The organism is Calditrichota bacterium (genome assembly GCA_020637445.1).
Taxonomy (GTDB): domain Bacteria; phylum Electryoneota; class RPQS01; order RPQS01; family RPQS01; genus JABWCQ01.
This window is the reverse complement of sequence record JACJVZ010000001.1, coordinates 1,478,919-1,492,956: the sequence shown is the minus strand read 5'-3', so window position 1 is coordinate 1,492,956 and position 14,038 is coordinate 1,478,919. Positions and strand designations below refer to the sequence as shown.

Here is a 14,038-nt window from a genome sequence, read left to right as displayed (position 1 = left end):
TTTCTATCGAGGAGCCTATGTCCTTTTCCCTCTCGGGATTGTTTTCCAACGAAATCGCTATTGATCTCGGCACCCGCAACACTCTGGTCTTTGTCAAAGGCAAGGGTATTCTCGTGCGCGAACCCTCCATGGTTGCCATTCGCAAAAGCGACCGCAAAGTTATCGCAATCGGCAATGAAGCCCGCGAAATGCTCGGCAAGACTCACCGTGATCTCGAAGTCATCCGCCCCATGCGCGACGGCGTAATTGACGATGATGAAGTCGCCGAAATCATGATCCGCGCGCTGATTCGAAAAGCGCAAACCAGCAGACTCCTGCGACCGCGCGTGATTGTTTGCGTGCCGTCCGGCGTCACAAAATCCGAAAAGCGTATCATTCGCGATTCAGCCGAACATGCAGGTGCCCGTGAAGTTTATCTGATCGCCGAACCCATGGCCGCCGCCCTCGGTGTCGGACTTCCTGTCCTTGATCCCGTCGGCAATATGGTCATCGATATCGGCGGAGGTACGACCGAAATTGCCGTCATCGCTCTTTCCGGAATCATCACTGACACCTCAATCCGCGTTGGCGGCGATGAACTCGATGAATCCATCATTCAGTTCATGCGCCGCAACTACAACCTGTTGATCGGTGAACGTACCGCCGAGGAAATCAAAACTCGCATCGGCTCCGCGTCGAAACTCGAACAGGAACTTTCAATCGTTGCCAAAGGCCGCGACTTGGTGGAAGGCGTACCCAAGGCCGTCGAAATTAACTCCATCGAAATTCGCGATGCGATCGAAGAACCGATTTCGCAAATCGTCGATGCCGTCAAAAACGCGCTCGAAAAAACGCCGCCCGAACTCGCAGCCGATATTCGTGACCGCGGGATCATCATGACCGGCGGCGGTGCGTTGATTCGTGGCCTCGATGTGCGTTTGCGCGAAGAAACTTCGTTGCCCGTCTTCTTGGCCGAAGACCCGCTGACCTGCGTCGTGCGCGGCACGGGAAAAGTCCTCGATGACATGGAAACTTATCACAGAGTCCTGCTTCCCAATTAAGCCCAGATGCCTCCGCGTTACCGTCAGGCAAGCGGCACTCTCGAATGGACGGTCTTCCTCGCGTGCTCCGCGATTTCGCTTGTGTTGCTGCTTACCAGCCCCAAACCCGGTGTCCGCGAGTTAAAAGACTCTGCGGCTGATGTCGTCAGCTATGCCGTCTCGCCGCTGCATTTTGTCCGCCGGCTCTTTTCCATCTGGACTGACTACGACATCTTGCAGCAGCACGCTGTTGCCCTAAGCAAAGAAAACGCGAAGCTCCGTGATGCCCTTGTCGAAAATCTCCGGTTGCGTGCGATGCTGGACATGCGCGAACGCGAGAACCTGACGACCGTTTCGGCGTCTGTCGTCAGCGCGGTCGGTCCCGCTCTCGGCGGACAATTCCGTATTGATCAAGGAAGTTCCGCCGGAATCAAACTAAATGCGGCCGTCATCACACCACTCGGTCTCGTCGGCAAAACCGTCGAAGTCACGAACAACACAGCGTTGATCCAAACTCTTGTCGGCAACAGCTACGGCGTTGCCGTCATGCTTGAGCGCACGCGCATGCGCGGCATTCTCCGCTGGTCCGGCCCCGACCGATTCACGTTGACCGGGCTTCCCCAAGGTGTCGATGTCAAATCAGGTGACCTCGTACTAACTTCCGGAGCAGGCTCCGTTTTTCCCAAAGGACTCCGCGTTGGTGTCGTCAATGATGCTCCGTCGAATATCACTACTTACGGAGAGAGTTGGCAGGTCCAGCCCTTCGTCGATTTCCGAGCGGTCGAAGACGTTTTCGTAATAGTTGATGCCGGCTGGCCCGACTCGCTGGCCGGCAAAGATGATATTCCCGTCGAGGCTCAGCAATGACGGGAAAAATCCTCGTCACGGCGCTCAGCCTGCTGATTCTGCAGGCCGGTGTTGGTCCGCTTATTACGGTCGGAAATGCGCGCCCGTCATTTCTATTGCCGTTCGTCGTCTATGTCAGCTTGCAGTCCGGCTCGCTGTTGGGCACCATGGTCGGTTTCCTGCTCGGACTTGGTGTGGACGCCCTTGGCAATCTACCTTTGGGTATGTCGGCGCTTGCTTTCAGCATCACTGGTTTCTTTGCCGGAAAACTCGCCAAAGACGCGCCGTTCAGGCTTTGGTGGCCGTGGACGGCTTATGTTCTGCTCTTCGCGTTCGTGCTTGAGTTCTTGCGTATGCTTGTCCTCGCGCGCGCAAACCAACTTCCTTTCCTGAATCTCATGCTCTGGAGCGGAATTCCCTCCGCTCTGTGGACGACGGGATTGGCCGTACTATGGTTCCTGTCTCCGCTGCATAAGCGCGACGGCTCCGCGTAATGACCAAAAGAAATGAAATGCTGCGCGACGGACTCTTCCTCAGCGTCGGGTTTGTCGTCTTTGTCTTGCTCGTCTATCGCTTGGTTCAATTGCAAGTGATGGATGGGCCCGAGTACCGCGCCAAATCCGAAGACAACCGCATTCGTTTTGTCGAAATGCTCGCTCCTCGCGGCGTGATCCGGGATCGCCGGGGAGGTTTGCTCGTCAGCAACAGACCTTCCTACACTTGCTACGGCATTCCCCGCGATCTTTACCAAGACAGCGTCGCCGTCGGAAAAATCGGTTACGCGCTGGAAGAAAACCCAAGTGAAATCCGGGACAAACAGCTCAAGCCGTTTCGCTCGTCTTTCAGACCTCAGCGGTTGCGCCGCGATTTACCTTACACCTTGCTCGCAAGATTCGAAGAAACTCGCGACAAGATCCCCGGTGCCTATCTCGAAATCGAACCCAAACGCTTCTATCCCGGAGGGCATGCTCCGCATGCCATCGGATATGTCGCTGAAGTCTCCGACGACGAACTGGCAAAATTCCCCGGCCTCGTCTCCGGAGATCTCGTCGGCAAACGCGGCCTTGAACGTATTTACGACAAAGATCTCCGCGGCGAAAAAGGCAGCAGACTCTCTGTCGTCGATGTGCACGGACAAGAAGTCGAATCGGAAACCCCCTTGGGACGTATCGAGCCCATTCCCGGACTCGAACTCTGGACTACGATTGACCGCGACGCCCAACTTCTTGCCGAGTCGCTCATGGTCGGGAAAATCGGTGCCGTCGTCGCCATGGATGTTCGCACCGGCGGCATCGCCGTCATGGCCAGCTCGCCAACCTACAATCCGGATGTTTTTGCCGGATCGATTTCTTCGTCGGATTGGCGCGCGCTCCTGAACGATCCTGACAAGCCGATGCTCAACCGCGCAGTACAAACGATGTATCCGCCCGGTTCGACCATCAAACCCGCGATGCTGATTGAAGGCTTGGCCAGCGGAGTGATCACCCCGTCATGGAGTGTTAGCTGTCCCGGCAGTTTTACCTACGGCAACCGTACCTTCAAGTGCTGGAAAAAGGGGGGACACGGTCACGTCGACTGCGTTCAGTCCCTGGCCCAAAGCTGCGACGTGTTCTATTACAAACTTGGATTGTTGCTCGGAGTCGACGGAATTAACCGCGCGTTCACTCGCTTTCATCTTGGTTCCGCCACCGGTGTCGATCAAACCAGCGAAGCCGCGGGACTTGTCCCGTCCAAAGAGTACTACGATAAACGTTACGGCTCAAACGGTTGGTCCACCGGTTTCTTGGTCTCAGTCTCCATCGGTCAAGGCGAGATGCTCGCGACGCCGCTCCAGCTTTGTGCGTTCGCTGCGGCCATTGCGTCTGACGGAGTTTGGAAACAGCCCTTCTTTGTCGATGGCATTTATGATCCTTCGACCCACACTTTGAAAAAACGGCAGCCCGTTGATCCCAAACCCTGCGATGTTCCTGTGGACATTATCAGATATGCGCAGCAAGGTATGGAACAAGTTGTCTGGGGTGCGTCCGGCACGGCACGCAGGCAGCAGGACGATAGCTGCAAAATCGCGGGCAAAACCGGCACGGCGCAAAATGCGCATGGCGATGACCACGGTTGGTTTATTTGCTACGGTCCCATCGACGACCCGATGTATTCGTGCTGTGCTCTCATTGAATTCGGCAAAAGCGGTTCCGGTGCAGGTGCTCCCGTTGCTGGTGAAGTCTTGCGCTCTTTGATTCGCCACGAGCTCTATCCTGAACTCTACGAGGACAAAACCCCTGAAGATGAGCAGGAAGAGCCTGCGTCGCCAAAAGACAGCTCGATAGCTGGAGTCATGAACCCATGATCGGGCGCGGCAGATTTGCCGATCTTTGGCTCGTGCTGGCCATCTTGACCCTGTTAGGAATTGGATTGCTTTCCAATTTCTCGACGAGTCATGCCGATGGCTCCGGGCTCTATCACTTTCAAAGGCAGCTCTTTTGGATCGGTATAGGTTCCGCGATTACTATTGCCATCCTCTCGATTCCATTGCGTTTCTTCGAGATGGCAGCCTACATCTTTTACGGGTTGTCTGTCACAAGTCTCGTGCTCGTGCTCGCGGTCGGCGCAACCCACAAAGGCGCGACCAGTTGGTTTGATATTGGAGGGGTTCAATTACAACCTTCCGAGTTCGCCAAAGTTGCGGCTCTGATTGCGATGGCGAGGCTGCTCGCTGAAAATCAGCGGAATCTTGACAAACTGTGGCTCTTCATCGCCGCTTGCGCGGTGGCGATTCTGCCGATGGGCCTGATTCTGATTCAGCCTGATCTCGGAACGGCGTTGATTTTTCCGGTCATGCTCTTCGTCATGACCGCGTGGGCCGGAGTTGCCCCGCAGTATTTGCTCTTGATGATTATGCCGGTCGTTGCCGTGCTCACGGTCTGGAGCACTCCGCTGCACATTGGCCTGCTCTTAGTCTTCACACTCATTGCGTTCCTTTCGATTCGCAAATTGCCGTGGGTGGCGGCGCTTTCCGGCCTCTATCTCTTCTTCGGCATTCTGACTCCGAAACTCTGGGCCAAACTTGAGCCCCACCAACAAAGAAGAATCACAACCTTTCTCGATCCCGAGTCCGACCCGCTCGGTGCGGCCTACCAGTTGATTCAATCGAAAATCGCCGTCGGTTCCGGCGGCGTGACCGGTAAAGGGTTTCTAAACGGCACACAAACTCAATTGCAGTTTCTCCCCGAGGGACACAATGACTTCATCTTCTCGGCCTTCGCCGAAGAGTGGGGATTTATCGGTGCGCTGGCCGTCGTTTTAGCTTTCTTTATTTTCTACTATCGCGGTGTGAACATCGCTTCCAAGTGTCATTCACCCTTTCATTCGCTGATTGCCATCGGCGTCGTCGGAACGGTTATCTTTCAAGCCTTGACAAATCTCCTGATGACCGTCGGGTTCTTGCCCGTCACGGGATTACCCCTGCCGCTGGTTAGCTACGGCGGAAGCTCGATGCTGGTCACTCTTGCGATGATTGGTCTTCTCTTCAGCGCGGCTCTCCGGTGGCGCGAATACTGATCTTTCTCATGCTCGCGAATTTGGCAATGGCCTCAGGCTACCTGTGGCCCTTGCCTGACTCCCGCACGTTGACCGGAGGGTTCGCCGACAGCCGGTGGGATCATTTCCACGGCGGAGCCGATCTCCGCGCGCGAACTCCTTTGAAGGTCATTGCACCCACTGACGGTTGGGTCGAACGTGTCAATGTAAATCCCGGCGGCTACGGGAGAGCGCTCTATTTTCGCTTGGACGATGGAAACACCGCCGTCTTCGGACATCTGAGCCGCTACGAACCGGAACTTCAAGAGCTCGTTCGCGACAGCCAATTGGTCAGCGGCACCTATAGAGTCGATTTCTCTTTTAAGGACAGCACAAAAGCACTGCATTACAAAGCTGGCGACGTCCTTTGCTACACCGGATCGAGCGGCCGCGGACCCGCGCACCTGCATTTCGAAATTCGCAGCGGAGCCGTACAAATCGATCCTCTGAGTTTCTATGCTCCCAAGGATCACGATGACCCCGTCATCGTCGCCGTGAGTTATGTCCGTTTGTCGGAGGATATCCCGTCGTCGTCCGGAAATGCGCTGGCCCTGAGTGCGTCGCCGCGGATTCAATCCACCGAGCCCGTTGCCTTTTTGATCCGTACTTACGATCCCGGACCGTGGGGCCGCAATGCCGTGCCCAAAGCGATCCGAGTTTATGCGAATGAACACCTGATCTTTGAAGACCGCTCCGCGGAAATCGACTTGCTCGCCGATCAAAATATCTATGAGAAGCTCGTCTTCCGGGAATTCAAAGACAATGACCGCGATGTCCGCCGTCTGTTTAAATGGCCCACTGAGCAAGTGCGCATGAACGGCAAACTTCCGGCGGGCTGGCTCGAAAATTTTGTCGGCGTCGTCCGTATCGAAGTAGAAGACCGCAACGGCAACACGACGTCTGTCAGACTGCCTGTCGAATCCGGATCGGATAGACTCGCTGCCCGCACCGCGGATGACTGCGCGTCAATCGGCTATGAACTCGCAGGCAGCGAAACCGCCCTGAGTTGGTCGCGGTTGTGTTCAGTCGGAGGCGAATGTCAATTGAACAATGCCGAATTTGCCTTCCCCGGAAAACTCACGTTGACGGCGCGCGAACCGTTCGTTCCCGGCAAATACTGGTATCGCAAAAGCGGCGCGGCCAAACGCTCGGCAATGTGGCGAATCCCCTCTGAGGACTTGTCTGCAATGTCCTGCTATGTTCTGCGCGGCGGTACATACGGCATTGCCGAAGATGCGACGCCGCCCAAACTTCTTCTCTCCGGTCGTGGCGGCAAGTTGACGTTCACCCTAACCGATGACGAGTCATCCATCGATGACAGCAGTGTTCGTTGCAAAGTTGACGGCGAGGTCGCCATTCCTGAATACGAGTACGAAGAAGATGGCGGCTCAATTTGGACACGCTCAAAACTTCGGGCCGGTGAGCATCGCGTTGAGTTCGAAGCGGCCAATCGCGCGGGCCTCACAAAGTCTTGGGACGTCAAGGTAACGGTAAGATGATTCCGATTCGCGATGAAAATCCTACTTCCCGTACCCCGTATGTCACAATCGGGCTGATTGCGTTAAACGTCGTCGTCTACCTGATGCAAATGTTTCAGCCTCCCGAAGCCCAAGAAGCCTTCATCATGGCATGGGGCGCGATTCCCAGTGAAGTCTACGCGGGCTGGCATGAGCTCCCGTCTTTTCCCGCGGCGTGGTTGACGCTTTTCACGTCGATGTTTATGCACGGCGGACTGATGCACCTCGGCGGCAATATGCTCTACCTCTGGATCTTCGGAAATAATATCGAAGACAGACTCGGCCCCGTAAAATTCTTGTTCTTCTATTTGATCGGAGGTCTCGTCGCCGCGTTGAGTCATATCCTCTTTGATCCGGCGTCGAATATTCCTATGGTCGGTGCAAGCGGAGCAATCAGTGCCGTGCTTGGTGCCTACATGCTCGCTTACCCCAAAGCTCGCGTCGTTGTGCTGGTCTGGATCGTTATGATCGTCCGCTTCATTAGAGTTCCCGCGATTCTCATGCTCGGCATCTGGTTCTTCATGCAGCTCTCCAGCTTCGCCGGAGATATGGGCCGTGAAGGCGGCGGCGTCGCGTGGCTCGCTCATATCGGCGGTTTCGTCGCCGGAATCATCATGATATTTATCGCGGGCGTAAGACCGCAAAAACCTACGCTGTCACGCGCCTATTCCCGTTAGCAAATCGAAACTCTTCAGTCCGAACGTTATTCTCTCGATGCCTAAAATAGAACTCGACAAAGCATATTCTCCCACAAGCGTTGAAACACGCATCTACGAAACGTGGGATCAAAAAGGCTACTTCCGCGCGCAAATTCGCAAGGGACACAAGCCCTACGTCATCATGATGCCGCCGCCGAACGTGACGGGTATGCTGACTCTCGGCCACGTGCTGAATAACTCGCTGCAAGATGTGCTCGCTCGCTGGCGGCGAATGTCCGGCGACGACGTGCTCTGGCTCCCCGGCACCGATCACGCCGGCATCGCGACGCAAATCAAGGTCGAGAACGAACTCGCCACACAAGGCGTCACGCGTCATGATCTCGGTCGTGAAAAACTCGTCGAGAAAATTTGGGAGTGGCGCGAGAACTACGGCGGCATTATCCTGAAACAGCTTCGCAAGATCGGTGCAAGCTGCGATTGGAGCCGCACCCGCTTTACTCTCGACCCCGATCTTTCCCGTGCCGTTGCCGAAATTTTTGTTCGTCTATATGACAAAGGGCTGATCTACCGCGGCAAGCGTATCGTAAATTGGGATCCTGAAAAACACACGGCTCTCTCCGACGAACAGGTTGAATACCGCAACGTTTCTTCGAATCTCTGGCACATCAAATATCCCCTCTCCGACGGAAGCGGCTATCTGATTGTCGCCACCACGCGCCCCGAAACCATGCTCGGTGACACGGCTGTTGCCGTTCACCCTGAAGACGAGCGCTACAAACATCTTCATGGCAAAACCGTCGATCTTCCGCTCACCGGCCGCAAAATTAAGATCGTTCCGGACGAATATGTTGACCGCGAATTCGGCACGGGCTGCGTCAAAGTCACTCCTGCGCACGATCCCAATGACTTTGAAATCGGTATGCGTCACGGTCTCGATTTTCTGATTGTTATCGGTCCCGACGGTACGATGACGGATCTCACACCCGAAAAATTCCGCGGACTCGATCGTAAGGATGCTCGTAAACAGGTCGTCGCGGCCTTGGAAGAGCAAGGCTTCATGGAGAAGATCGAGCCCTACACTCACAGCGTCGGACACAACGAGCGTACTGGCACCGTCATCGAGCCTCTGCTCTCCGAACAGTGGTTCGTGCGTATGAAAGAACTCGCCGCGCCCGCGATCGCCGCTGTCCGCGAAGGCCGCGTCAGATTTCATCCTGAACATTGGGAGAAAACGTACTTCCATTGGCTCGAAAATGTTCGCGACTGGTGCATCTCCCGTCAAATTTGGTGGGGGCACCGCATTCCGCTCTGGACGGTCAAAGAAACCGGAGAAGTCATTTGCTCCGTTGAGGATCCTTCAAACAATCCGAAGTACGCGGGACTGACGCTCGAGCAAGACCCCGATGTGGTGGACACGTGGTTCTCGTCATGGCTCTGGCCGTTTTCCACGTTAGGTTGGCCGGATCAAACGGAGGACCTTGCGCACTTCTTCCCCAGCACGACTTTGGTTACGGCGCCCGATATCATCTTCCTCTGGGTCGCCCGCATGATTATCGCTTCCGAAGAAGTCTTCGGTGTGTCGCCCTATCAAGACGTTTACTTCACGGGTGTCGTGCGCGACTTGCAAGGCCGCAAGATGTCGAAATCGCTCGGCAATTCTCCGGATCCTATCGAAGTTATCGATACCTACGGAGCCGACGCGTTGCGCTTTACGATTATTTCGCAAACTCCTCGCGGCGGCGATATCCGGTTCGGCAGTGATATGTGTGAGCATGGTCGCAATTTCGCCAACAAACTCTGGAATGCGACGCGTTTTCTGTTGATGAACATTCCCGACGAAGGCGAGACCTTCCCCTTCGATCCCGTTGAAGTGCTCCCCAACGCTCCCGAGAATCTCATCGATCGTTGGATAACGTCGGCTTTCTTCACCTGCGTGCAGGACGTCGACCGTGCGCTCGCGGAGTTTCGGTTCGCCGATGCCGCCAAACGTGCCTACGCCTTTGTTTGGAATGATTTCTGTGACTGGTATCTCGAACTGATCAAAGTCCGCTTGCAGGGCGGGGCGGACGAACGTAATGATGCGCTCCGCCACGCATTCTCGATTCTGCACGGCATCGTTCGATTGTTGCATCCGTTCATGCCGTTTGTTACCGAAGAGTTGTATCATTCTCTTAGCAAACTATCCGCCTCGAGTTGGCCGGCCAACCGCCGCCATGCGAGCATTATGCAGGCCGAATTCCCGACCTTCCAAAAATCACTCGTCGACCGAAACGTAGAAGCACAGTTTTCGAAACTCGAGGACGTCGTCACGGCGATTCGCAATATTCGCGGCGAACTCCGCATACCCCCGTCGTCGCGAATTCCGGCCGGTATTCGCTCGGATCACGACAAGCTCTCCAAAGAGTGGGAATCGTTGGCGGATTTCGTGATTCGCCTCGCTGGGCTATCTGAGTTCGAAACGGATCGCCACCGCCCCAAAGGCAGCGCGTCCGCCATCGTCCAAGGCATCGAAGTCTACGTCCCCTTACACGGCTTGATTGACGTCGCCGCCGAGCGTGCGCGACTCGGAAAAGAAGATGAACGTCTGCTGAAACTCGTGTCCAGCACGAAAAGCAAACTCGCCAACGAGAACTTCGTTTCACGAGCCAAACCTGAAATCGTCGAGGCCGAACGTGAAAAACTCTCGGAACTCGAACACGCACATCAAAAAATCCGCCGCTTCTTAGAAGAACTCGAAGCCGCCGAGTAAGTCTTGCTCTGAGTTCGTAACCTCTCTGCGCGAATCTCTTTAGGAAGCTAGAAGTGTCGTCATCCTGAACGCAGTGAAGGACCTCTCTGCTTTATCACGCCTTCATATTTTATACGACATTGGCGCCGAGCGGGGATTTAGCGTAGCGGTTCCCCGCCGGAATCCCGTTTTCAATTTGCTCTATCCGCACACCCCTGCCATGAAAAGTATCACACTAATAACAGCGATTCTTCTCCTCGCCGCCGCCGCCTTCGCCAAGCCCGGCGTTTCAGTCACGGTCTACAACCAAAATCTGGCTTTGGTTCGTGACGTCCGCGCAATGGAGTTCAACAAAGGCAACAGCGAACTTCTCTTTCGCGATGTCGCCGCGCAGATCGATCAGTCGTCTGTGCACTTCAAGTCAAATGGCGTCACTCTCCTCGAACAAAACTTTGACTTCGATCTCGTTTCGCCGGATAAACTGCTGCAAAAATACGTCGATCAAGACATTCAAGTCATCGTAGAAAACGGCGATCTGGTCAGTGGAAAACTCTTGACATCCTCCGGCAGCAACATCGTCGTGCAGTCAAGCGACGGCACGCTGCGGTCGCTCTTGACTGAATCGATTCAAGAGATCCGCTATCCCAAACTTCCTGAGGGCTTGATCACTCGCCCAACCCTGCGCTGGCTTGTAAACGCGCCGTCAAGCGCAAAACAAGAGGCCGAAGTGTCCTACCTGACCGGCGGCATGAGTTGGAATGCTGACTACGTTTTGGTCATCGACGAGAGCAACAAAGCTGACCTGTCCGCGTGGGTGACTTTGAACAACACGTCCGGCGCTTCCTACAAAGATGCAAAACTGAAACTCATCGCTGGCGAAGTGCACCGCGCACAGCCGCCTGCGCCGTCTTATAACAAAATGGTGCGCATGGAAGCTATGGCGATGGACGGCGGGGCGCAATTTTCCGAAAAGTCCTTCTTCGAGTATCACCTCTATACGCTCGAGCGCCCGACCGACGTGCTCGACAATCAAACCAAGCAAGTCAGCCTGTTCCCCGATGCGAATTTGCAAACCAAGCGCATCTACGAGTACGACTATTCGAAAAACAGCGATAAGGTATCCGTCTCGCTCGAGTTCCAAAACTCGGAAGTGAACGATCTTGGTATGCCGCTGCCCGCTGGCCGCGTGCGAGTTTTTCAAAACGACACCGACGGTTCGCAAGAGTTTATCGGCGAAGATAATATCGACCATACTCCACGCGACGAAAAAGTTCGCGTCACCATCGGCAACGCTTTCGATATCGCCGTCGAGCGTGCGCAAATGGACTACCGCCGGATCACGGACCGCGTCAGCGAACAGGACATTCAAGTTAAACTTCGCAATCACAAAAAGGAAACGGTCACGGTCGTGGTTGTCGAACATTCTTGGGGTGATTGGGAAGTCACCAAGTCAAGTTTGCCAGTGCGCAAAGTCAATGCGCGCCAGTTTGAGTTCGATGCCCAGTGCAATCCTGATCAGGAAGTCGTTCTGACCTACACTATTCGCAACAAGTAGAATTTTGTGTCCGGACTGCTCTCTGAACCGGTTGCCACCCTTCGCCAAGTCGGCGAGTTTCGCACCAAGGCGCTCGAAAAGCTCGGCATAAAGAGCCTCGGCGAACTGATTCGCTACTATCCGCGCCGCTATCTCGACCGCTCACGCCAACAAAAGATATCTGAACTCGTTACGACGGAATACGAAGTCACAATCGTAGGAACAGTGACGACCGTCAACGAAAGACGCATACGCTCCGGCCGCGTGATGTTGACAGCCACGATAGCCGATGAAACCGGTGTCCTGCGTTGTATCTGGTTTGCTGGTGCACAATATTGGAAGAAGCAGTTGGTCGTTGGCGAGATGGTTGCGGTAAGCGGCAAGCTGAACGAGAGCGCCGAACATAGCGACCGCCGCACGCGCGAGTTCGCACATCCCGCCGTGGATCGTCTCGGTGAAGATGGCGACGAGAGCCGCATGTTCAATACAGGCAAAATCGTCGCGCTCTATCCCGTTTCACTCGATCTGCGAAAAGTCGGACTCGAGTCGCGCAATATGCGACGCATTCAACAGGAAGCGCTCGCGTTCGTCCGCGATGAGCTAATTGAGTACTTGCCCGAGACCGATCTCGCGACAGCCGATGCGCTGCCGCTTGGTGACGCGCTTCAACAAATCCATTTCCCCGATGCGTCCGACTTGCTCGCCAAAGCCTGGCGGCGCGTGCGCTACGAAGAGCTGCTCTTTCATCAATTACTTTTCGCGCTGCGCAAACACTACAACAAAGTTCTGCCCGGGGTCGGCCCGTTTGACAATATCGGTCCCATCACTCGCAAAGTGCTCGATGCGCTCCCGTTTCCACTGACGACCGGACAAAAAGAAGTCCTGACCGAAGTGCGGCAGGACCTGACAAGTCCGATTCCTATGCAGCGACTCTTGCATGGCGAAGTCGGCGCAGGAAAAACTACGGTCGCACTGCTCGCCGCCGCGATGTCAGCCGATGCAGGCTTTCAAACAGCCTTCATGGCGCCGACCGAAATTCTTGCGCAGCAGCACGCGCGCACTATCGCTCCGATCGCGCAAGCAGCCGGATTGTCGATTCGCATATTGCGCGGCAAACAAACCGTCGCGCAAAAGCGTGAAGTCTATTCCGCCATCGCCAGCGGCGCCGTCGATATCGTCGTCGGCACGCACGCTCTCTTAAATGAGAAATTGACGTTTCCACGGTTAGGATTGTTAGTCATCGACGAACAGCACCGCTTTGGCGTCGAGCAGCGTGCACAGCTATCCAGCAAAGGCAAACGTCCGAATCTGCTGGTCATGACGGCGACGCCAATCCCGCGCACGTTGCGTCTCTCCGAACTCGGAGATCTCGACGTCTCCACGCTAAAAGAACTTCCCGGCGGTCCGCGTGACGTCACCACGGCGATTCGCTACGCACCCGACCGCGAACGCGTCTACAAATACCTGATCGAGCAGGCGCAAAAAGGCGAGCGCGTCTTTATCATCTGTCCGCTCGTTGAAGAGTCCGACAAAGTCCAAGTCGAAGCCGCTGTAGATTATCACAAGAGAGTCTCAAACGGCGCTCTGAAATCCGTCAAGGTCGGCTTAGTCCATGGTCGCATGGAATCCGAAGAAAAAGAGAATGCCGTCAAAGCCTTCCGCGATGGCGTAACCCCGATTCTCGTCGCGACTCCCGTGGTCGAAGTCGGCGTCGATGTCCCAGATGCATCCGTCATGGTCATCGAAAATCCCGAGCGCTTGGGACTCGCGGCGCTGCATCAATTGCGCGGCCGCATCGGCCGCAAAGGTCAAAAGTCCGTTTTCATTTTGCTTCCCGGTCCCAAGTTGACTGAAGAAGCGAAAGCGCGACTCGATGCGATTCAATCCACGAACGACGGCTTCGAAATCGCCGAACTCGATTTCCAACTGCGCGGAGCCGGCGAACTCTTCGGCACCAAACAATCCGGCGACGCCGAACTTCGCCACTATATTCCCGAGCGCGACGAACCGCTCCTGAATTTTGCCCGTGAGCGCGCCTTCTCGATGGTCGAAAATGATCCCGAGCTGCGCGACTATCCCACGTTGCGCGAAAAATTCCGCGAGTCGCATCTACCGAAACTCGGCTTGCTCGCCGGAGGCTAAACAAGTTTTTTTACTCCAAC

10 protein-coding genes are annotated in these 14,038 nt (G+C 55.4%); all 10 read left to right on the top strand.

The annotated features are described in order from the left end of the window. Positions 1 to 17: 17 nt before the first annotated feature. The 10 genes from H6507_06280 to recG all read left to right on the top strand — a co-directional run bounded on the left by H6507_06280 (position 18) and on the right by recG (position 14,018). On the top strand, positions 18 to 1,040 hold the full coding sequence (locus H6507_06280) for a rod shape-determining protein (GenBank protein MCB9368694.1): 1,023 nt from the start codon (positions 18 to 20) through the stop codon (positions 1,038 to 1,040). A gap of 6 nt (positions 1,041 to 1,046) precedes the next feature. After that, the gene (gene mreC, locus H6507_06275) at positions 1,047 to 1,886 is read left to right on the top strand and encodes a rod shape-determining protein MreC (protein MCB9368693.1); all 840 of its coding nucleotides are present in this window, start codon (positions 1,047 to 1,049) and stop codon (positions 1,884 to 1,886) included. After that, positions 1,883 to 2,359: a rod shape-determining protein MreD gene (mreD, locus tag H6507_06270; GenBank protein ID MCB9368692.1), complete on the top strand. Its 477-nt coding sequence runs from the start codon at positions 1,883 to 1,885 to the stop codon at positions 2,357 to 2,359. Before mreC ends, mreD begins: the two co-directional genes overlap by 4 nt. After that, a complete protein-coding gene (gene mrdA, locus H6507_06265; GenBank protein ID MCB9368691.1) occupies positions 2,359 to 4,209 on the top strand; it encodes a penicillin-binding protein 2 in 1,851 nt (616 codons plus the stop codon). Before mreD ends, mrdA begins: the two co-directional genes overlap by 1 nt. Then, on the top strand, positions 4,206 to 5,420 hold the full coding sequence (gene rodA / locus H6507_06260; GenBank protein ID MCB9368690.1) for a rod shape-determining protein RodA: 1,215 nt from the start codon (positions 4,206 to 4,208) through the stop codon (positions 5,418 to 5,420). The genes mrdA and rodA overlap by 4 nt, the downstream gene beginning before the upstream one ends. Continuing rightward, positions 5,405 to 6,937 (top strand): M23 family metallopeptidase, encoded by a 1,533-nt coding sequence (locus H6507_06255; GenBank protein ID MCB9368689.1) that lies wholly within the window; start codon positions 5,405 to 5,407, stop codon positions 6,935 to 6,937. Before rodA ends, H6507_06255 begins: the two co-directional genes overlap by 16 nt. After that, complete coding sequence (locus tag H6507_06250; protein MCB9368688.1) at positions 6,934 to 7,632, top strand: rhomboid family intramembrane serine protease; 699 nt, start codon at positions 6,934 to 6,936, stop codon at positions 7,630 to 7,632. Before H6507_06255 ends, H6507_06250 begins: the two co-directional genes overlap by 4 nt. A 37-nt stretch (positions 7,633 to 7,669) precedes the next feature. Continuing rightward, positions 7,670 to 10,363: a valine--tRNA ligase gene (locus H6507_06245; protein ID MCB9368687.1), complete on the top strand. Its 2,694-nt coding sequence runs from the start codon at positions 7,670 to 7,672 to the stop codon at positions 10,361 to 10,363. Between the two features lie 199 nt (positions 10,364 to 10,562). Then, the gene (locus tag H6507_06240) at positions 10,563 to 11,897 is read left to right on the top strand and encodes a DUF4139 domain-containing protein (protein ID MCB9368686.1); all 1,335 of its coding nucleotides are present in this window, start codon (positions 10,563 to 10,565) and stop codon (positions 11,895 to 11,897) included. Between the two features lie 6 nt (positions 11,898 to 11,903). Next, complete coding sequence (recG, locus tag H6507_06235; protein ID MCB9368685.1) at positions 11,904 to 14,018, top strand: ATP-dependent DNA helicase RecG; 2,115 nt, start codon at positions 11,904 to 11,906, stop codon at positions 14,016 to 14,018. The last annotated feature ends 20 nt before the right edge of the window (positions 14,019 to 14,038 follow it).